19 protein-coding genes are annotated in these 22,135 nt (G+C 38.4%); 13 read left to right on the forward strand and 6 right to left on the reverse strand.

Features of this window, described 5'->3' with window-relative positions; genetic code table 11:
* Positions 1–39: 39 nt before the first annotated feature.
* Positions 40–363, reverse strand: a complete 324-nt coding sequence (locus AC07VK_RS07095; RefSeq protein WP_492959302.1) for a TfoX/Sxy family protein — start codon at positions 361–363, stop codon at positions 40–42.
* A gap of 266 nt (positions 364–629) precedes the next feature.
* Here AC07VK_RS07095 and AC07VK_RS07100 point away from each other — a divergent pair, with 266 nt between their 5' ends.
* A complete protein-coding gene (locus AC07VK_RS07100; protein WP_492959304.1) occupies positions 630–911 on the forward strand; it encodes a hypothetical protein in 282 nt (93 codons plus the stop codon).
* A gap of 16 nt (positions 912–927) precedes the next feature.
* On the opposite strand, the gene AC07VK_RS07105 is transcribed toward AC07VK_RS07100, so the two are convergent.
* The 4 genes from AC07VK_RS07105 to AC07VK_RS07120 all read right to left on the reverse strand — a co-directional run bounded on the left by AC07VK_RS07105 (position 928) and on the right by AC07VK_RS07120 (position 5,720).
* The gene (locus AC07VK_RS07105) at positions 928–1,266 is read right to left on the reverse strand and encodes a hypothetical protein (RefSeq protein ID WP_492959306.1); all 339 of its coding nucleotides are present in this window, start codon (positions 1,264–1,266) and stop codon (positions 928–930) included.
* A gap of 222 nt (positions 1,267–1,488) precedes the next feature.
* Positions 1,489–2,907 carry a glycoside hydrolase family 28 protein gene (locus AC07VK_RS07110; RefSeq protein ID WP_492959308.1) on the reverse strand — a complete coding sequence of 473 codons (1,419 nt, stop codon included), beginning with the start codon at positions 2,905–2,907 and terminating at the stop codon, positions 1,489–1,491.
* A gap of 50 nt (positions 2,908–2,957) precedes the next feature.
* A complete protein-coding gene (locus AC07VK_RS07115) occupies positions 2,958–4,586 on the reverse strand; it encodes a sodium/sugar symporter (RefSeq protein WP_492959310.1) in 1,629 nt (542 codons plus the stop codon).
* Positions 4,587–4,712: 126 nt separating this feature from the next.
* Positions 4,713–5,720, reverse strand: a complete 1,008-nt coding sequence (locus tag AC07VK_RS07120) for a LacI family DNA-binding transcriptional regulator (RefSeq protein ID WP_492959312.1) — start codon at positions 5,718–5,720, stop codon at positions 4,713–4,715.
* A 496-nt stretch (positions 5,721–6,216) separates the two neighbouring features.
* Between AC07VK_RS07120 and AC07VK_RS07125 the strand changes: the two genes are divergently transcribed.
* From AC07VK_RS07125 to AC07VK_RS07180, 12 genes are all read left to right on the forward strand, one after another.
* Complete coding sequence (locus AC07VK_RS07125; protein ID WP_492959314.1) at positions 6,217–7,104, forward strand: inositol oxygenase family protein; 888 nt, start codon at positions 6,217–6,219, stop codon at positions 7,102–7,104.
* A gap of 64 nt (positions 7,105–7,168) precedes the next feature.
* On the forward strand, positions 7,169–10,207 hold the full coding sequence (locus AC07VK_RS07130) for a SusC/RagA family TonB-linked outer membrane protein (RefSeq protein WP_492959316.1): 3,039 nt from the start codon (positions 7,169–7,171) through the stop codon (positions 10,205–10,207).
* An 18-nt stretch (positions 10,208–10,225) separates the two neighbouring features.
* Positions 10,226–11,899: a RagB/SusD family nutrient uptake outer membrane protein gene (locus AC07VK_RS07135; protein ID WP_492952076.1), complete on the forward strand. Its 1,674-nt coding sequence runs from the start codon at positions 10,226–10,228 to the stop codon at positions 11,897–11,899.
* A 106-nt stretch (positions 11,900–12,005) separates the two neighbouring features.
* Positions 12,006–12,986: a purple acid phosphatase family protein gene (locus AC07VK_RS07140; protein ID WP_492959318.1), complete on the forward strand. Its 981-nt coding sequence runs from the start codon at positions 12,006–12,008 to the stop codon at positions 12,984–12,986.
* Between the two features lie 70 nt (positions 12,987–13,056).
* The gene (locus AC07VK_RS07145; protein WP_492959320.1) at positions 13,057–14,283 is read left to right on the forward strand and encodes an acyltransferase family protein; all 1,227 of its coding nucleotides are present in this window, start codon (positions 13,057–13,059) and stop codon (positions 14,281–14,283) included.
* A gap of 154 nt (positions 14,284–14,437) precedes the next feature.
* Positions 14,438–16,741, forward strand: a complete 2,304-nt coding sequence (locus tag AC07VK_RS07150) for a GH92 family glycosyl hydrolase (RefSeq protein WP_492959322.1) — start codon at positions 14,438–14,440, stop codon at positions 16,739–16,741.
* A gap of 492 nt (positions 16,742–17,233) precedes the next feature.
* The gene (locus tag AC07VK_RS07155; protein ID WP_492959324.1) at positions 17,234–17,461 is read left to right on the forward strand and encodes a hypothetical protein; all 228 of its coding nucleotides are present in this window, start codon (positions 17,234–17,236) and stop codon (positions 17,459–17,461) included.
* A 132-nt stretch (positions 17,462–17,593) separates the two neighbouring features.
* Positions 17,594–17,863 carry a hypothetical protein gene (locus AC07VK_RS07160; protein WP_492959326.1) on the forward strand — a complete coding sequence of 90 codons (270 nt, stop codon included), beginning with the start codon at positions 17,594–17,596 and terminating at the stop codon, positions 17,861–17,863.
* Positions 17,864–18,087: 224 nt separating this feature from the next.
* On the forward strand, positions 18,088–18,714 hold the full coding sequence (locus tag AC07VK_RS07165; RefSeq protein WP_492959328.1) for a Crp/Fnr family transcriptional regulator: 627 nt from the start codon (positions 18,088–18,090) through the stop codon (positions 18,712–18,714).
* Positions 18,715–19,011: 297 nt separating this feature from the next.
* Positions 19,012–19,809, forward strand: coding sequence for a restriction endonuclease (locus AC07VK_RS07170; RefSeq protein WP_492959330.1), 798 nt, complete (start codon positions 19,012–19,014; stop codon positions 19,807–19,809).
* A gap of 50 nt (positions 19,810–19,859) precedes the next feature.
* On the forward strand, positions 19,860–19,994 hold the full coding sequence (locus tag AC07VK_RS07175; RefSeq protein WP_492959332.1) for a transposase: 135 nt from the start codon (positions 19,860–19,862) through the stop codon (positions 19,992–19,994).
* A 444-nt stretch (positions 19,995–20,438) separates the two neighbouring features.
* Positions 20,439–21,479, forward strand: coding sequence for a Fic family protein (locus AC07VK_RS07180; protein WP_492959334.1), 1,041 nt, complete (start codon positions 20,439–20,441; stop codon positions 21,477–21,479).
* Between the two features lie 254 nt (positions 21,480–21,733).
* Here AC07VK_RS07180 and AC07VK_RS07185 read toward each other — a convergent pair whose 3' ends face one another.
* On the reverse strand, positions 21,734–21,976 hold the full coding sequence (locus AC07VK_RS07185; protein WP_492959336.1) for a nuclear transport factor 2 family protein: 243 nt from the start codon (positions 21,974–21,976) through the stop codon (positions 21,734–21,736).
* Positions 21,977–22,135 lie beyond the last annotated feature (159 nt).

The raw sequence follows: 22,135 nt of genomic DNA on the forward strand, positions 1-22,135 counted from the left end.
TCTAAATTCATCCAACTAGAAGAATGCAGGATTCTATTCTTATTTCTTTTTCTTGGGTTTCGGTTCAGGCAGTTCTGCAACCGTTATGCCGACGAGTTTTTTTAGCCAATCGCGATCTTCCAATTGTGCTTCGATTAGAAATTGATTTTTTGCACCGGGATAAGGAGGTGCTTCCACAACATCTTTTATATACGCCCTTCCAGATAAAGTAGGCTTAATAAACAGCTTATTGTCGCACACCAGTGCAAACAACTTATCATCAAAATACAAGCCGTATTCGCCAAACATTTTTTTATAGCTAACCTGTTCAGAATAATCTATCTGATCTATTATAAAGTCTACGAATTTTTGGTCTGAGGCCATTTGTAAATTGATCTAATTGGAATACGAGTAAGGCTAAATGAATAATCGATAAGCAGTTTTAACTGTGTTTAAGATAAAATTTCGCCAATTGTACTAAGATAAGCACAATCAACCATTAAATTAAACCTAAACGCAGACTAATCATTGGCTCATTGCTTTTCTTTTTGATTCTGGTTTGCAATAATGGGCTTAATCACTAAATTTGCCGCCCAAATGAACAATTGATAGAAGGAGTAAGATTGTTCTAAATGGTAAAAAAGAATAAAATGGAAGAAAACGATTTTGTTTCTATCTGGCTGGAAGAAACTGGAAATCCTGCAATTGAGAAACTGGCACAACTAAATCTTGATGTTGCCAATAAAACTACAGAAGTGCTTGCAGAAAAGGGCGCAACAGAAAACGATCTTGCTTCCATACTGGACATTAACCCTGATGAAATTAAACGATGGTTAACCGGCAGACATGTCTTTAGTATGAAAACTATTAACGAAATCGTTATTGCAATGGGCGAAATTACAAAAAGAGAACAGCTAGCTGATTTTCAATAACTTAACAAATTACACTTCAAGTCGTTATTAAGCGCTGATTTAAACCAATACGATCTTCTCTGAGCTTAATATATGACGATACAATGCTCAGCATGATTTCATGATAGCGGTTTTTAGTTCCGTTATCGGTGTTCACTGAAACAATGTTTGCCTCTTCAGTCTCAGCCTGGGCATAAACAATGCTAAAGGCGGTTGTTAATAGCCATTCAGGTAGATTTTCAGCACTCAACATTATCTTACAGTTCACCAAACAAACGCCTGTTTCGCCCCCTTCTATGCTCATTTCATAAACTAAGGGCAACTCTATAATGCCAAAATCGGGCAGATCAACCAATACGTTTATTGTTTTTAACATATATTTTTTTTCTCACAAAAGCTATTATTTACCTGGTATTACCTGAGGTATTGGTTATGCTATAACGAAGTTGTTAAAAAAAGAAGGCCTTTAATTGGATTTAGAAGTATTTATTTGCGTAAACGTTTAAGTAGAAAAACGCTTAAACCGACAAGTTAGGGCGTGGCAGCGCCTGACTAACCGAAGTACAGCCGAAAGGTTAATTCCTGGGGCAGCCCTTAATTATTTATCTGCTGTAGTTTCGTTAAAGTTCACGGTTTTGAGCTTACTTACATTCTTTTGTTCAAGTGCTTTTCCGGCATAACCAGGCTTATTTATACCCCATACCACATTACTGTTAAGTAGGCTGATGTATCCGGTATTTTCAAAATAAAAGCCTGCAATCGCACTTTTAACCAATCCCTCAACATTGCTTGGTCTACGGTCGTACACGCCGCCTTCTTCTTTTGTTGTTTTATCGAGATAAACACTAACCTGATCAAAATAGATATCTGAAATTTTATCGGGACTTTCGCCGCTGATGTACACACCACTTTCTCCAGTACATCGAATATTGCTGAAATAAATATTCTTAACCGCTCCTACCTTTCCCTTGGTTTGTCCTTTTGGTAAACGCCAGCCCGCATCTTTGTTGTTGCTGGTTGCTCTTGGGTAAGCAGTAATGTAAATGGGCTCTGCTTTACCCCACCATACATCCGAAAAAAGTTTGGATTCGATAAACAGGTTGGAAAAAATTACGTTGTTTACTGTACCCTCATCACGGTTTTGAATACCAATACCGCGGTTGCTTTTCCTGATATTACAGTTATTGATGAGCACATTACTAATCCGGTCCATATTTTCAGAACCTATTTTAATTGCGCATGAGCTGGAAGTCATGGTACAGTTGCTAATCACAATATTTTCGCAGGCACCATATTCTTCAAATTCCCGTCTGTTTTTTAAGCAGATACAATCATCACCTGATTCGATAAAACAATTGGTAATTCTCACATTTTTACTGTGATCCAGATCAATACCATCGCTGTTACGGATTTTAATACTATTTAAGAGTGTAATATTCGATATCGATACATCATTACAACCCACTAAATGAACCGTCCAATAGGCTGAATTCTGAAAAGTTACCCCATCTATATTCAGTTTATTACAACCGATTAAAGTAAGCAAATGGGGCCTAGGGTCTACAACATTAAAGGGTTTTAATACATATGAGTCACTAAGCTCCTCGCCCATAAACGAAATGCCATTTCCATCAATTACACCTGTTCCGCTGATGCTAACCTGTTCTAGTTTTTCTCCTCCAATCCAGATGGTACCCTCGCCCTTATTTTCACGAAAGGCACTTTGGGTGTACAGTTTTTCATCTGGGCTGGCCAAAAGCTTAGCCCCACCTTCCACTCTTAAATCGATGAACGATTTTAAGTTAAAAGGACCAGTTAAAAACACATGACCAGCGGGTACAACTACCTGTCCCCCGCCTGCTGCTGCACAGACATCGATGGTTTTCTGGATAGCAGCTGCATCATTGGTTTTACCATCGCCTACCGCACCGTAGTTTTTAATATTGTATAATTTATTTTGAGCCACTGCGCCGAAAGAAATCAGCAGGGCAAAAAAGAACAAGGTTTTAAACTTCATTTTTAACATGTTATAAATAAATACATTGGCTATTTTACATAAAGCTTTACTTACCAAAAAACAGTATAAAGTGCTGCCAGGATTCCACAGATAATAACCGAGGCAATGGTAAAGGCCGGCGTAACCTTAAACATACTGCTATCAATTTCAAGTCCTTGCGGATTATCTTTACTTTTCGGATCGGTTAGTGTTACCATAATCATTAATCCTATTATAATCATAAACACCCACGACATTCTGTTTAAGAAAGGAATCGGTGCAATAGCTCCGTTGGTAACTGTAGGCAGGAATTTAAATAAAGTAGATAAGGGGATGGTTAATAATGCAGCGGTAAGCGCTGCACGCGACGTGGTTTTCTTCCAAAAAAAGCCCAGTAAAAAGATCGCAAAAACACCTGGCGAAATAAAACCGACATATTCTTGAATGAACTGATAAACCTGATCGAAACTACGTAATGCAGGCGCAATAACGATAGCAATCAGAGATGCAATAACCACCGACCATCGCCCAACTGAAACCAAACGTGTTTCTGAGGCTTCGGGTCTGATAAACTTTTTGTAAATATCAAGCGTAAAAATGGTGGCTATACTGTTACATTTACCAGCCAGAGAGGCCACAATAGCAGCAGTAAGTGCGGCAAAAGCAAGGCCTTTAATTCCTGCGGGCAATAAATTCATCAATACCGGGTAGGCATGATCAGGTTTAACTGTACCTGCTGCATCGAGCATTTCGGAATGAAAATAACCGCGTTGATAAAGCACATAAGCCGCAATACCAGGAATAACAACAATTACCGGTATGAGTAATTTTAAAAATGCAGCAAATATTAGTCCGTTGCGTCCAGTCTTTAAATCGGCTCCTAATGCCCTTTGAACGATATACTGGTTACAGCCCCAGTAATTTAAATTATTGATCCACAAACCACCTACCAGCACCGCAGTACCCGGCAGTTCGCTGTAGAATTTATCGCCTTTCGAAAATATCATATGAAAATGATCAGAGGCCTCACTGCGTAATAATGGAAGCGAGGCTAAAACACTTGGTGCATCTAATTTTTCGGATACGAGTTTGAGTGCCATATAACAAGTAATCAACCCGCCTGCAACTAGAACAAAAACCTGTATTACATCGGTATAACCAATTACCTTCATCCCCCCTAACGTAATGATAGCGGAAAAAATGGCCAGAAAAATGATGCATATATTAAAAGGAACGCCTGTAATCGTTTCAATAGCAATAGCACCAAGAAAGAAAATAGACGTTAAGTTTACAAACACATAAACAAGTAACCAAAAAACGGCCATCAGTGTACTAACCGTATTATTGTAGCGGTTAGACAGGAACTGTGGCATGGTGTAAATTTTGTTCTTGATATAAATGGGTAAAAAGAATATGGCTACAATAATTAATGTGGCGGCTGCCATCCATTCGTAACTTGCAATGGCAAGTCCCATAGCAAAACCCGAACCCGACATGCCAATAAAATGCTCGGCAGAAATATTAGAAGCAATGATAGATGCACCAATTGCCCACCAGGTAAGCGAGCCTTCTGCCAAAAAATAATCCTTAGTATCTGTACGTTTCTTTTTTTTGCTCCGATAAACCCAATATCCGTATGCCGAAACAATAATAAAATACATCAAAAAAACAGCATAATCGAATGCAGACAGGTGGTTCATATGGATTTTTTATATTTGGTTTTTTTTAAAAATCAGAAAAAATCCCAATGTTGGGTGCTAAATTAGATTATTTAATTACGTAAACGTTTTCGCCTAACCTGTTACAATAACATAGATTTACCTTTGTTAACAGCCTGTCGATTCTCGCCTGATCAACACCGATTTCAGTATTATATTCTGTTCATCGTCCAGTTGTTTATTATTGAGAATTTTGAACAGGCATTTTGCTGCTTCACGCCCGATTTCGAAAGCTGGCTGTGAGATTGTTGTAAGTGAGGGGCTCAACAGTTTTGCGGTACTCAGGTTCGAAAAGCTCAGTATTTTCACATCATCCGGAATCTTTTGGCCCATTTCTCTGCAGGCGCAATAAGCAGGAATAATAAATTCTTCAATAGAAGAAAAAAGTGCATCGGGCTTATACTCCCTAAGCAGCCACTTTATATGTTGCAGATTAAGTTCTTCGTCATCCTGATATTTAATAATAAGCTGTTCGGCAAAATCAATATCATGTGCTTTAAGGGCATCACGATAACCTGCAAACCTGGCCTTACCAGCAGGAAGATTTTCCAGTCCGTATAAATACGCAATTTTGATACAACCGCATTCAATTAAATGCTCAGTCGCCTGAAAAGCAATTTCGTAATCATCGGTAGTTACTTTAACTGCATCCAGATTTTCATAAACACGGTCAAAAAATACCAATGGAATTTTCTTAACCAGGTTAGTGTAATATTCACTGTTATACTCACTGCTAGACACAGATGTAAGGATACCATCTACCCGCCCATTTAATAAACTATTGGTGAAAGCCACCTCCGATTCTATATTCTCGTGAGTTTGATAAATAAGCACATGATAACCGTATTGCCTTGCAATTTCTTCGATTCCTTTGATGGATAGTGAGAAAAAATTATTGGCCACACAGGGAATAATCACCGCTACTGTTTTAGTTTTATGGCTCCGAAGGTTACTGGCAGCAGGATTAGGCGTATAATTTAATTCTTTGGCCAAGGTCCACACCCTGTTTTTAGTTTTTAAACTGATCTCATAACTGTCATTGAGGGCCTTAGAAACGGTTGCGATGGAAATATTTAATTCCTGAGCCAACCGCTTAATGTTCACTACTTCCGCCATGTCTTAAAAATTTGTTTAGTTAGTTTTTTCAGAAGAAAATGCCCATATAACACCTTAGTGGCATACAATAGGTCAAAAGCTCCTTTTCACCAGCATATTCATCGAAAACAATTCAGCTTGCCCCCAATTTTAGAGCGGGTTTGCCAAATTATGTTCATCATATTTGTTGGTTACAGCAATAAGATACTTCTTTTGACTAAGAAAAAGTATCTGCTACAAACGAAAATATGAAATAATCGTAATAACAACGTTTATTTATTTTCTTTTATGCATTTCACTAATCGGCATTCAGGCAGAAAAGGACGACCATTAGTGCAACTCAATCCGTAACATACTAAATATAAACAAATTAAAGTTGATTATACCATATAGAATTAAAATTTACTTAATCGTTTACGTAAATAAAATCGGTAAAATATAAAAGTTTAAGTTTCTAAAAACTCAACTTTAACTTATCAAACCAAAGAAAATCTTTAACCAATCCATTTCTAGCCTTATGAGAAACCAAAGCGATGCTTCAAAGGATAATCAAAATCCATTGCAAAATCTTGATCAATGGGAAGAGGATATATTAATCCGCTATCCTGATCCAAAAAACATCAATGCTGAAAAAAAAGAAGAACAGTTCAGAAATTATGATGAAACGGAAAAAGACAGCGTAAAAGAATTTTACAGGCTTAACCATACTTATCAAACATATGATTTCGTAAAACAGAAAAAAGCAGATTATTTAAAATTCGACAAACAGGAAATGCCGATCTGGAGTGCATTCGATTTTCTGAATAAGTTGGTGGATGATTCTGATCCTGATACCGATCTGGACCAGATGCAGCATTTGTTGCAAACATCAGAAGCGATTAGAAACGATGGCCACCCCGATTGGATGGTATTGGTGGGGTTGATTCATGATATGGGTAAAGTGCTTTGTTTATTTGGGGAACCGCAATGGGCCGTAGTGGGCGATACTTTTCCGGTAGGTTGCGCCTATTCAGATAAAATTGTTTATCCGGAGTTTTTCAGTCAGAACCCCGATTTCAAAAACGAAACCTATCAGACCAAATTGGGCGTGTATACTCAGAATTGCGGTCTAGACAATGTAGACATGTCGTGGGGCCATGACGAGTATGTATACCATATGATGAAGCCCTACATTCCAGAGCCAGGTTTATACATGCTCCGTTACCATTCCTTTTACGCGCAGCACAGGGAAAATGCTTACGATCACCTGATGAATGAAAAAGATCATGAAATGTTTAAATGGGTTAACCTGTTTAATCCTTACGACCTGTACTCTAAAAATCCCAATCAGAAAAGCTGGGCAGAACTAGCGCCTTATTACAAGGCGCTTGTGGCAAAATACCTACCGGCTACTATAAAATTTTAACATTCTATCTCAAAACAATAACCAAATAAAACAACCAATTTATGAACCTAAATCTACAAAAATCATGAGATTTAAATGTACGAGCTTAAAGTATGCAAGCATCTTTTTGCTACTTTTACTGATCAGCCAGTCGTTCAACACTGCTTTTGCACAAACTGAACGAAAAATTACCGGAAATTTAATGGATGATGCGAAACTGCCTATTGTCGGGGCTTCGGTTTCGGTAAAGGGCACTACCAAAGTAACGGTTACCGGGGATAATGGTGCTTTTAGCATCACCGCTAAAAACGGCGACAAACTGGTATTTACCTTTATGGGTTATGAACCCAAAGAAATTACCATTGGCACGGCTTCGAGCTATAAAGTAACCATAAAAGAAGCTACAGCATCATTAACCGATGTAGTTGTGGTGGGTTACGGTAAGGGTTCTCGCAAGGGCTTATCAAGTGCGATTACCTCGGTAAAACCCGAAGAATTAAATAAAGGCGCTATTGCAGATGTTGGGCAGTTGCTACAGGGTAAAGTTCCGGGGCTGAATATTAGCGCCAGTGGCGACCCAAACAAACCTGCGGCAGTAATCTTACGCGGTGCATCTACCGTTAATAGCCCTGGTGCACCCTTTTACGTTATAGATGGTATCCCTGGAGCAGATATTGCGGCGATAGCACCAGCCGATATTGCATCAATTGATGTATTAAAAGATGCTGCAGCAACTGCTATTTATGGTAACCGTGCAGCTAGTGGTGTAATTATAGTAACCACTAAACGTGGTAAATCGGGCATGCCCCAGTTAAGCTACAGTGGCTATATAGCTGCCGAAAAAGTAAGTAATCAGCTCGATTTAATGGATGCCGATCAATTAAGAACTTACCTTACTGCCAACAAGGTTGCATTTTCACCAAATGATGATAAAGGCGAAAATGTAAATTGGATGAAAGCCATTGAGCGTTCTACTGCATATTCACAAAACCATAACCTGTCATTTAGCGGTGGTAACGATCACAGCAACTATAGCGCCAGCTTAAACTACTTTAACAAAGAGGGTATTTTAAGTAAAAGTTCATTAAATCGTATTATTGGTCGATTAAACATTGATCAGTACGCATTCAATGATAAAGTAAAATTCAGCTTAAACCTATCAAATTCGAGTAGCAAATCTATTAATGAGCCACTACAGAATATTGTGTTGTTACAGGCTGCAAAGCGCCTACCTGTTTCGCCAATTTATAATGCAGATGGAACTTATTTCGAAAACCTGAACAATACAGGTTATTTTAATCCGGTAGCCATTGCCGATAATGCACAGGATGAAACAAAGTACAATGTTTTAATTGGCGGTTTTAATACGGAAGTAAAATTGCCATTTGGCTTTACCTATAACATTAATTTATCTTACCAGAAAACTACCGCCGCCCATGGTGAATTTTACAGCAGTTATTTTGGAAAATACCCAACATCGAACTTTTACAACAATCCCGACCCAGGTATTGGCATAGCACATACCCTGATTGGGGGCGTGTTTGGCACTAATGGCTCGGCTTTAAGAAGCAATTTTGAAAACACCAATAAAATATTAGAAACATTCTTAACCTGGGACAAGAAAATTGGCGACCATACCTTAAATGCGGTACTGGGTTACAGTTACCAGGATAATATTGTTGGCGATGGTTTTCAAACCTCAAGCACAAATTTCCCAACAGATTATATTGGTTTTCAGAACCTTACATTAGGCAACCCCTATGCCGTTCCTTCTTACCGCATTAATTTAGGAAACGATCTTACCTATCAAAGAATTCTGATGATCTCTGACTTTTTTAGGTTAAATTATAATTATAAGAGTAAATACTTTTTGCAGGGCTCAGTCAGACGTGATGGAAGCTCCGCATTTGGAAAAAATAACCAATGGGGATATTTCCCGTCTGTTGGTTTAGCCTGGAGAGTAAGCGAAGAAGATTTTATGAAGGGCCAATCGTTTGTGAGTGATTTAAAAATCCGTGCGAGTTACGGCGTTACCGGAAACTCATCAGGTATAGGTGCATATAATGGTCAGTTAATTTATGGCATTAGTGGTACTTACTATAATAATGGCGTTCAGGCGGCGGCATATGCGCCAACACAAGGTGCAAACCCTGATTTAAAGTGGGAAAGAACATCAACCAAAAACCTCGGGGTTGATTTCGGCATCCTAAACAATAAAATTACAGGTAGTGTAGATGTATATGATAAAAACACAAATGGTATGCTTTTCAAATATAGTGTACCACAAGCGCTTGTTCCGGGCGGGCAATTATGGGCAAACGGTGGTAGCATCAGCAATAAAGGTATCGAAGTAAGTTTAAATGTATCGCCAGTTGCTTCCAAAAGTTTTTCATGGTTGAGCACCATTAACATGGCTTACAATAAAAACAAAATTACGAGCTTACAGGGCCCTATCTCTAACGCAGATTCTCTTCGTTACTCAGATCCTGAAGGACCGGGACAAACCAATGCAACTTTACAAATTCTGAAAGTTGGTTACCCGCTTGGCCAGTTTTTTACCCTAAAATATGCGGGTAAAGATGCGAGTGGCAACTCACTGTTTTACAAACGTGATGGTTCTACAACCACTACACCTAGCATTGGAACCGATTATTTCTACCTGGGCAATGCGCAACCAAAAGTAATAATCGGCTGGAGCAATACCTTCAAATATAAAGAACTAGAGTTGAACATCTTTTTAAGAGGAACTTTTGGCAATAAAATATTTAACGCTACCAAAGCTGATTTATCTTACACCGCTGGCGCAACAGTTAATAACATATTAAACAGTGCTGCAGACGATAAGGTAACGGACACAAGAAACTCATTCTACTCAGACCGGTATATTGAAAGTGGCTCTTATGTACGTTTGGATAACGCAACTTTAGGCTATAATTTTAAAAGCCTAATTAAGTATGTAAGTAATGTTAGGGTTTATTTATCAACCAATAATTTATTTACCATCACTGGATATAAAGGGATTGATCCTGAGATTAATCAGGGAGGTGCTGCCCCAGGTATAGATTATAATAACTTCTATCCTAAAACACGTACTTTTTTACTAGGTCTTAACGCATCATTTTAAAACTCAAATTCTAAAGACATGAAAAAGATATTATTTGGAATATTATTTGCGCTGACCGGAGCACTAATATTCACCTCCTGTCAAAAACTCGAGGTACCCGTTACATCTGAACTTACTCCAGAAACCTATCCTCAAACAGCCGCACAGTTAACATCGGCATCTGGAGCGGTATACATCAATTTAAGGAGCGATTATGCTACCACTTATTTCTTTTTACAAAGCAGCTCAACAGACGAATCGGTACTGCCAATTTTTGCTTCCGATTGGATTGATGGGAATAAGTACCTTGAATTGCATCGCCATACCTGGACAAAAGACAATGCATGGGTTGCAGCAGGCTGGGCATATTTAACCAATATTATCGGTACCGCCAATCAGACAATTTCCATCATTGGCCAATCAGCGCCAGCAGGTGCTGCAAAAAACACCAACATTGCAGAGTTAAAAACCATGCGGGCCCTATCCTACTTTATGATGATGGATTTATATGGCAACGTTCCGTTAGATACATTGTATGGCAGCACAGCATTAAAAACAAATTCGAAACGTGCAGAGGTATTCAACTATGTAGAAAGCGAGCTTAAGGCTGCTATCCCCTATTTAAAATCGACGAGCGGTATGGCAACCTATGGCTTACCAACAAAATACCTGGCTTATTCTATATTGGCAAAAATGTACCTAAATGCAGCAGTGTACACCGGAACTGCACGTTATGATGATTGTATTGCGGCCTGCGACCAGATAATCAGTTCAGGTTTGTATAGCATAGAACCTATGTCGAGCTATCTACAGATGTTTTATCCCACCAATGGGCCAACGCAAAAAGAGTTTATTTTTGCAATTCCATTTGATGCGTCTACCTCTACCGGTAATATGTTTATGGCCCGTTACGATCTGAACCGTAACCTTGGAATACGTTATCAATACTCTGGCTCCACGTCAGGCACATTTACTAACCCGGTTATGAACCAAAGTAGTGGCGGAGGCCTATCAAACAATAAACCGAGCGGCCCGAGAATGACCACTACCGAGTTTTATGCAAATTTTAACGATGCAAACGACATCAGAAATAAACAATGGCTTACTGGTCCACAATACTGGCCAGATGGAAGTCCAATTATGGTGAGTACCACTAATTTAGGTTACGATCAGTTTTATACTGGTGGTACTCCGGCTGGAGCACTAACTTATGCCCTAAATTTAACTCCATTGAGCAGCTCACGTTTAGGCGCAAATGCTTACGATTTAGGGAAGGATGAAATTGCCTGGAATACGGGCTACCGTAACATTAAATTTATCGCTGATTACACCAATCCAACTAACCGTAACCAAAATAACGATATGCCATTATTCCGCTATTCAGACATTATCCTGATGAAAGCAGAGGCTATATTTAGAGGTGGAACCCCAACACTTGGCGCTACTGCTTTGGGTCTGGTAAACAATGTAAGAAGCAGCCGCACCACTTCTGCAGCTTTAGGCGCATTGACATTGGATGTGCTTTACAATGAGCGTTCGAAAGAATTTGCATGGGAATGCTGGCACCGTAATGATATGATCAGGTTCGGTAAATTTGAGAACACTTATGGTTTATCTAAAACCAATACCGACACTTATCGCCGTATATTCCCAATTCCAAGTACGGCAATAGCAACAAACAATACATTGGTTCAAAACCCCGGTTATAATTAACCATCAGTAAACAATACAAAAATTTCTCTGGGGTAAAAGCCAGAGAAATTTCTTTTTTCTCCGTCCTTTCAAGTCGATGGAGTACCCAAACATTAAACCTATCTCCATGAGGAAACACTTACTTTTACTGATTTTTCTATTCACCTGTTGCTCATTGCAAGCTCAGGTTTTACTAAAAACACAAGCTGAAGCCACCCCTCCAACCAAAACTTTAACTAAAGATGCCTCATCGCTTAATTTCATTGCCATGGGCGATTGGGGCCGTAACGGCGCCGACCATCAGAAACAGGTGGCCCGGCAAATGGGAATAACCGCAGCCGATGTGAAAGCACAGTTTATCATTTCTACAGGCGATAACTTCTACCCTAGCGGTGTAATCAGTGAGTACGATCCACTTTTTAAATATTCATTTGAAGATATTTATACTGCATTTTCTTTGCAGTGGGATTGGTATCCGGTACTGGGCAACCATGATTATAAATCCAATCCAGATGCCCAGGTAGCCTATTCAAAAATCAGCAGAAGATGGAAAATGCCGGCCCGTTATTATGCAAAGAAATTTCCTATTAATGGAGACCAGAATAATCAGGTATTGATTGCTTTTATCGATACCAACCCTTTAATTCCAGAATTTTACAAAAATTCAGAATACGGCCCAAATGTAAAAGGCCAGGATACTACCCAACAAAAACGATGGCTGGCCAAAGTATTAAGTGATCAAGATCCAAGTATCAGATGGAAAATTGTTGTGGGTCATCATCCCATGTATACTGGAGGAAGCCGGACAGATGGATATGATACCAAAGCAATCCGCAGTTCTCTTAAAGCAGTTCTTGATCGTTATGGCGTTGATGTATACCTCACCGGGCACGAGCACAGTCTGCAGTACATTAAACCCGAAGGCAAAACGCATCACTTCATTTCAGGCGCAGCATCGGAAAAAACACCTGTAAAGCTCATTGATGGGGCCCAGATGGTGGCTTCTGTTTATGGTTTCATGTTTTTTTCGGTCGGCAAAGATTTAATCCGCGTACAAACCATTAACGATGAAGGAGAAATTATTTACAATACCATTATCAAAAAATAAATGCTGCATTTATCCAAACAGCGCTTATTTTTAGAAAACAAAACCGCCCATCATTAGCTTTAAAAATACTATGGCCATTACCGAATCTGCACCACAGGATTTGCTTTTACCGAAAAAGAAAAGACTACTATCTTTAGATGCCTTACGCGGTTTTGACATGTTCTGGATTATTAGCGGAGAAGGTATTTTCCACGGACTGGCCAACGGTATAATGAAAGAACACCACTTGATCAGAAATCCCAATGATTGGACCATTGCCATTAATGACCATTTATCATTTTTCGAAAGGTTTTTGGTTGGCCTCAGCAATCAACTTCATCATTCCCTTTGGAACGGTTTTACTTTTTACGACCTGATTTTCCCGCTTTTTATTTTTATCTCTGGTGTTTCGATGCCATTTTCTTACGAAAAACATTTAAATGGCGGAAATGATAAAAAAAAATCGGCAAAAGGTGTTTATTATGCCCTGATCAGGAGAACACTAATTTTAATCTTTCTTGGAATGGTGGTAAACGGTTTACTCAAATGGGAAGGCTACGAAAATACACGTTTCGCAAGCGTACTTGGTCGTATTGGCCTATCCACTTTTTTTGCTGCTTTAATTTACCTCAATTTTTCATTACGTAAACAGCTTGTTTGGCTGCTCGGCATTTTACTGGGCTACTACATCATCATGATAGCCATACCTGTTCCAGGTTTTGGAAATGGCATTTTAACACCCGAAGGTAACCTGGCAGCTTATGTAGACCGCTTATTGCTGCCTGGCAAACTACATCGTGCGGTTTACGATCCAGAAGGTTTACTGAGTACTATTCCTGCCATTGCAACAGCACTTTTAGGGGTATTTACGGGAACATTTCTAAACACTAAAAACAAGCGTTTCAGCCTGGTTCTAAGAGCTTTCTACCTCCTTGTAGCAGGCGTAATATTGGTTTCGCTTGGATTAGTATGGGGCATGCTTTTTCCGGTCAACAAAAATATGTGGACAAGTTCTTTTGTGTTGGTTGCCGGTGGATTCAGTCTGGTGCTGTTCTCCTTCTTCTATTACATTATTGATGTTAAAACTTATCAAAAATGGAGCTTACCCTTCATCTGGATTGGTACAAATTCTATTTTAATTTACGTTTGTGCCCATGGGCTTTTCAATTTCGAATCTACTTCACAATTCCTATTTGGTGGCGTAATAACTAAAATACCTTTAGTCTGGCAGCAGGCAGGCTTATGGCTGGGTGTTCTACTCGTACAGCTTGGGATATTAAAATTTCTTTATGATAGAAAATGGTTTTTAAAAATTTAACACAACATTTTAATAATATGTTTTCCTTTTTTACATTATTGACATAAACCTTACCCAATCATCTTGAAGAACAGAAATTTCTCATAAAAACACCAAACTGCCATTAAAGAAACATAAATTAGCTCCACTAAGATTATCCAACACCACATTTAATATGCTGTTAACCGACTTACAAAATATAGTTTTTAAACACAATACCAGACTTAGGATTAGTCGGTTCTTATTGTTCTTTTTGGCAATAGCAGCCATTTATACCAATACGGTATATGCGCAGCAAAAGTATTTAATCCCTTATGTTCAGCCATTTTCGGGTACTTCGGCCAGCACCACATTGGCCAGCCAGCATATTGAAGATAAAACCGAACGCTTGGCCAATACGATTCCGGCTGTAGCACCGCCTTTTAGCATGACGCAGTGGACGCCGCAGACCCAGCTCACCGAAAAAAAATGCCTGGCACCTTATTATTACAACAACAAAAAATTTTACGGATTTAGGGCAAGCCATTGGATCAGTGGCTCTTGTACCCAAGATTACGGAAGCTTCACCATTATGCCCATTTCAGGCCAACTTAAAACCAATGCAGCTCAATATGCAGAAAATTATGCCCATGAAAACGAAGTTTCTACCCCATCTTATTACAAATTAAAATTACCTCAACATCAACTGTTAACAGAAATTACAGCTAGCCTTAGAAGCGGTGTAATGCGGATCACTGCGCTAAAAACAGATAGCGTTTACATTTTAGTTACACCCAATAGCGATCAAAACAAAGGTTTTATTCAAGTTGACGCAGAAAAAGGGGAAATTTCCGGGTATAATCCTGTTCACCGGATTTATCAGGGATGGGGAGAACCTGCAGGCTTTAGTGGTTATTTTTTCATACGGTTCAAAAAATCCTTTACCGCTGCAGGGGTTTATAGCGAAGGTCATATTTTCGATCTACAAAACATCAGCAATAAAAAGGATATTGGTGCTTATGCAGGCTTTAAACTACAAAAAGGAGAACAGTTAGTGATTTATTCTGGCTCCTCTTTTACAAGTATCGCAGCTGCCAAGGCCAACTTGGAAAGTGAAATTAAAAATAATGACTTCGATACTGTTTTAGCACGTACCAATCAGGCTTGGGAAAAATCCCTATCGCAGGTCTATATTTCAGACACAAATGAAAAAGGGAAAAAAATCTTTTACACAGCCCTCTATCATGCCATGCAACATCCCAGGCTATATAATGATGTAGATGGGAAATACCCACAGTTTGATGGAAAATATCAGAACCAAACAATAAATAAGGCCAATTATTACGATGATTTTTCGATGTGGGATATTTACCGTGCCCAATTACCTTTAATTGAGCTATTGAATCCCAACTTAGCCAATAGCCTTGTTAATTCGATGATATTAAAAGGTCAGCAGGGTGGTTGGATGCCTATTTTCCCTTGCTGGAACAGTTATACTGCCGCCATGATCGGCGATCATGCTACTGCTTTCATCGCTTCCGCCTATAATAAAGGGATCCGCAATTATGATATTAATGAAGCTTACCGATTGATGAGGCAAAATGCCTTTCAAATGCCCGATTCTGTCGATTACCTGAATGGAAAAGGCCGACGTGGCATTAACAGTTATTTAAAGTATGGCTATATCCCGTTAGAAGACAGTGTTCCAAACGCCTTTCATAAAAAAGAACAGGTAAGTAGAACTTTAGAGTATGCATACGATGATTATGCACTCGCAAGTATCGCGAAAGATTTGGGCAAAGAAACCGATTACCGGGAGCTATCAAAACGATCGCTTAATTACCAGCATGTTTTTGATCCCAATGTTGGAATGGTTAGAGGACGTTTTGCCAACGGCAACTGGTACAAGCCTTTTTATCCTGATCACCGAGAACCTTATATTACAGAAGGAACCCCACGACAATATACTTTTTATGTTCCGCATGATATGCCCGGACTGATCAAGTTAATGGGTGGGCGTAAAAATCTCGAAAACGAACTGGATTCACTCTTTATCAAAAAGGAATATTGGCATGGGAATGAACCTGGTCATCAAATTCCATTTTTATACAACTACACCGCTTCTCCATGGAAAACCCAGATGCAAGTATCACGTATCTTGGCAGAAGAGTACGGGGAAGGCGCTGGTGGTTTAAGTGGCAATGACGATGCTGGACAAATGTCGGCATGGTATGTATTTGCAGCACTTGGCTTTTATCCGGTAGATCCTGTTTCAGGAAACTATCAACTCACCAGCCCTTTGTTTAAACAGGCTATAATATCTTTTAAAAATGGCAAAAAATTAGCCATAACAGCCATTAAGAAGAATAAAAATTCTATTTATATCTCAAAAATCAGTTTAAATGGAAAGCCTTTTACCAAAAACCAAATTAAACACCAACTGCTGGTTCAGGGCGGAAAATTAATTTTCTATCTGCAAGATCAACCGGCCATACTTTAAATCCTGAAAAACCAATCTACGCATAAATAAAACTTTAATTAATAACTGCACCTCTATTAAAGTTATTTTGTAATCATTATAACAGTTTATGACGATTTTGTATTTCCTTCCAACTAGGCCATAGCACCGTATCCCCGTTCTACTTAAATCCGGCCTAACAAATTTTTCGGGCTGCAATGCCCAAGCCAACCTACTAACTTCGAAAGAAAAATTTTCAGCCGGTGTTTTTTGTTTCTTTTTGACATCAAAAAGAAAGATGCCAGTCCGGCTAGGACTAATAAAAATACTCGGCCTCCGGACACCTCTCTGAAAGAACGGATTCAATCCAGGTTAATCTTTAAACAAAATCAAGATCATGAGGATTGCACTTAACGTAAGGATAAAAAGTATCATGCTTTTGGGAAAGACACTTTCATGCACCTCATTCACGGTTTTATCTGATGTTTTTAAAGTTTTCTTTTCAACCTTCATGCTTAGATTAGTATAGATAGAATGGGTTTGACTGTTTTTGAGTCAAAAAGATTAAGCGCAAAAAAAATATCTTCATTCATTAACTATATCATTCAAAACATCAATATTAAAGCACCTGCTTACCATCTTTCCCCTGCTCTGCGTTTAAAAGCTCAGCAGCAGCTTTTTCCTAAAAAAATAATTGTGGGCAAATGGCGAACGCCTAATCTTAGCAAAAGCATACCAGGTGTTTTTTCACCAAAACAATAGTTCCATCAAACACTTAACAAACAGACAATAGCCCGCTAACTTTAAGGAAACATTGATTGACTAATTTACAAATGCATTGGCTTACCCTAAGCAGAAAATAGGTAAATAAAAATTTTCAATAAATAGCAAGCTATGAAACAACAGGTTAGAACGATCCCAGGAAAACTCGTAGATTTTAATTATTACGGATATAGGCTACCAGCCTTTGTAATGCAGTTTAAGCCCTCCGTTTATCAAGATGGTGATTGCTATTACGCTGTATTGTCTTTTGAAGAGGAGCATGATGTTTCAGGTCTTGGAACCTCTCCTGAAGATGCACTGATAGACTGGAATGATAAAGTCTGTGAAATGCTTGCCCTATCGGGCCCTTTACGCACATCGCTAAGTACCAAAAACAAATAATGTTACTGCAAAAACAGGCCAATTAATCTTCTAAATTACTCTGCTGAACTAGGATATAACTTATCGGCTCCGTATTTGATCAGGACTATTATGATCAACCGATTTTACCCGCTAACGGTTACTTGAGATCAAAAGATGATCCAATTAATCCAGAACAAGGAAACTTTGAAAAGTTTGGTCTTTTAATTACTTTTATCTTATCTGAAAAGCTAAACTAAAGAATCATGGCCGGTGCGCAGGAAAACAGAAAGTGGGACTCCTATAACGGTGCTTCTCCACTTATTGCTCTATACAATAGCTTTCACCCCTTAACTACTGAAATGGAGGCACTTATCGATAGGCTCACCTTTCCGGTGAGTTTCCGCAAGAACAGATATATTATTTCTCCGATAGACCGTAATAGATATCTTTACCTGATTTTAAAAGGGGTAGTAAGGGGATTCTACAAGGATTCGGGAACGGAGATCACTTCCTGGATCTGTCAGGAAAATGAAATTGTAGGGACCATCCGCAATCTATGGACTGCTGAAGAATCAGACGAATACCTCCAGGCAATAGAGGATGTAGAGCTGATTGCCATACCTCATGAGCTCACAACTATGCTTTATAAAAATTTTGCAGAAGCAAACGTTATTGGTAGAAAGATTATGGAGCTTCATTATAGAGGAGCGAATGACAGGGGCTTTATCTGCCAGATTCCATCTGCTACGGGCCGCTACAAGCACCTGCTCCAGGCCTTCCCCTGGATGATTAACCGTGTGCCGCTCCGATATGTTGCTTCGTTCCTTGGACTACGACTGGAAACGCTGAGCAGGGTCCGATCAGGAGAAAACAAAAAAACAAAAAACTAGCCTGTGCACTATTTAATTTTATTGTTTAAATCTTGCTAAAGGTATGAAAACATTAAAGGCTGCTTAACCATTATGGATCTGGTATTGGTCTGTAAAATTAAATAAATCCGGTTATGGCAGTATCATTAAGTTAAACATAAATATTGTCAGTCTGAAGGATAATTTATTGTATAAAAATCAATATAAATGACATTTAATTATCGGTCTTGTGCGATATGTAATTCCACTTTCAGAGGGGTGTCCGCAGGACTTTATAGATTCTTAATATAGTTATATATTGGTAACATTATTTAGTATATGTATAACAGGAAGTTTAAACCGCAATATTCAAATTTAGATAAAGAAGCATCAGCGGAATTTATTGACGAAGAGGCGGGAATCACGTTTTTTGGAGATTGTGAGTTTTCGAGATTCGTTGATGAACAACACGCTAAAAACAATCATCGACTGCTGGATTATGTACAAGCGCTCGATGAACTCGGATGTATAAGTATATGGCCTGCTACAGGATATGCATCTATTGTTCGTCAAATTAAAGCTGTAAGAAGTTTGTCTTATTACAATGAAATCCTTAATACCATAAAGAAATCTTGGGTTGAAATTCCAGATTTTATATTTGTAAAACTAGAGGAATTTACTACTGAAAAGCAAGAATATATACGTACTATTATCAAAGATATTCATTATAATAATGACCTGCTATTCGAAATATCGCCAAGACTGTTCGAACATATTATTGCCGAAATGCTTCTTGCTGAAAATTTTGAAATCAAGCTAACTCAGCAAACTAGAGACAATGGTTATGATATTGAAGCCACAAAAAATATTTCTGGGTTCGACATCAAGATAGTTGTTGAATGTAAACGCAACTTGAAAAAAAATCCTTTAGGAATAAATGTTGTTAGAGGTTTTAATGATGTGTTACTACGAGAGCGGGCAAACAAAGGCATTTTAGTCACTACTTCTCATTTTTCAGCAGATGCGTGGAAAAGAAAACATGAAGTAAGCCATCTATTAGATTTAATAGATAGTCACGGACTCCTCAATTGGATCGATCGGTATTGTCATCAAATGAATTTTATTATTGGTGATTAAGATTGGCAGAATGGTATAATGAGGTCGAATCATGCGGAATTGATTCCTTCATGACTGTCGCCAGATCAGTTCAATCTCATTACCTGTATGTCATTAACTTCTTTATTAACAGGACTACAAATGCTTCTGCAGAATCTTTCAATGCTAAGATCAAAGCCTTTAGAGCAAATATCGAGAGATGTTAGGGATATTAAGTTTTTCTTATTCAGATTATCGAAAATATATGCCTAGAGTTTAACTCCCCCCAACCTTTCCGCTTGATCCCTAAAATATCAACGTTAAAACAAAAAAAGCCCTTAAATTTAAAGGATTTTAATGTTTTTTAGTCCTCCCTGCAGTTATGTCGAACCTTTTTCTGCATAATTCTATGTCCTTGGTGAGTTTAATGCTTCTAGAATGACAATAAAGAAATACTGAGTTTTGAAGCCTAGTTTTCTAATTTATGGCTCATGTTACTTTTGTTTATAGCTCATTTTGTGGCTGTATTGAGCTACATTTTTTATTAAAATGAGCTTCATTTTGTATGATTATAATTTTGCAGCTCAATAGAATTCTATTTGTAGCTCATTTATAATTAAAAATGAGCTACATTTGTATAGGTAGTGAGCTACATTTTATCATTTTAATATATGCAAGGAAAAAATGCTAACCTGATTCTTGATTACTTAAAGGATCATTCATTAAGTTCGTCCAAATCAATTCATAATGCACTGAGCGAAAAAGTTGCCTATGCAACGGTAAAACGCATTTTATCGAACCTTTCCGCTCAGGGCGTCGTTGTTTCTGAAGGAAAGTCTAAGGCTACAAAATACTCGGTAAGTGCTTCTTATGAATTACTACAACCCCTTAATGTTGAAGAATATTTTAAGCAAGAGGTAGATGAACGTCAGATCAAGGATAGCTTTAACCTGGAGCTGATTACAGAAGTGCTTAAGAATGTTAAGCTTTTCAATGATGACGAAGATCAATATCTAAAAGGACTTCATCGGCAATTCAGGGAAAATATTGCTACATTAACTCCAGCAGCCTATAGTAAAGAACTGGAACGACTGGCCATTGATCTAAGCTGGAAATCGTCACAAATCGAAGGTAATACCTACTCGCTTCTGGAAACAGAACGTTTGCTGAAGGAACAGGAAACTGCTGAAGGTAAACCGAAAGACGACGCGACGATGTTGCTGAATCACAAGGAAGCAATCAATTTTATTGTTGCATACCCTGACTATGTCGTACCTTTAACCATCAGTAGTATTGAAGATATACATAGCCTGCTAATCAAAGATCTGGGTGTGGACAGAAATATCCGCCACAGGCGTGTAGGTATCTCCGGAACCAATTATAAGCCATTGGACAATGAGCATCAAATACGTGACGCCCTCATTGATATGTGCACGTTGATTAATGAGAAAAAAAGCATCTTTGAAAAAGCGTTACTGGCTTTAGTATTGCTTTCTTATATACAGGCTTTTAATGATGGCAATAAACGTACTGCCCGAATAGTAAGCAATGCCTTATTAATTGCTCACGAACATTGCCCTTTATCATTTAGAACAGTAGATTCAATTGAATACAAAAAGGCAATGTTAATATTTTATGAGCAAAATAACATCAATCCTTTTAAGGAAATTTTCAAGAATCAATTTGAATTCGCTGTTAAAACCTATTTTTAGTAAATACTATATAAACCGAATGCAAGAGCGCCTTTAAATCTAACGATTTAAAGGCGGCTCTGTTTGTGTCGGGATGGCAGGATTCGAATTCAATCACCTATATACCAAATATTCAAAAAAAATCCGTTTTATTATGGTTCCGATTTGTGTAAGCTATTTTCTTATTGCTTTTCGCACCAGATTTAACGATAAATACCGTTATTTCGAACCTGAAATGCTGTTTTTATTGATGAAATTAATAAAAAAGCGGAAATTCAACCTTTTGCAATAACAAAGCCAAGTAGTTTTACCATCGTGCCGTCCCTGAACCGCCAGACATCGCAATCATCATATTTTACCCATTTCCCATCCCTTTCCTTTAATTCAATCTCTCCCACGGCAATAACGAACTCATCCTCAGCAACCAGATCCTTTACATTGAATTTCGGCGGCTCAATATAGGTTTCATCCAGATACCTCCGGAGAGCCGCCTTACCATTAATAGTCTGTTCGCCCACAAATTCTCATCTCGTATCCTCCGTACATAGTTCAAGGAATCCCTCATAATTACCCGAAATTATAGCCTCATTGCCCCAGAGCAATATTGATTTGTTTTTTCCGACATCTTATTTCCCTCTACGTATTCTAATCCGTTAATAACCGATATCCCAGGCAGA

This window comes from Pedobacter sp. GW821-FHT01D05, from assembly GCF_059422505.1.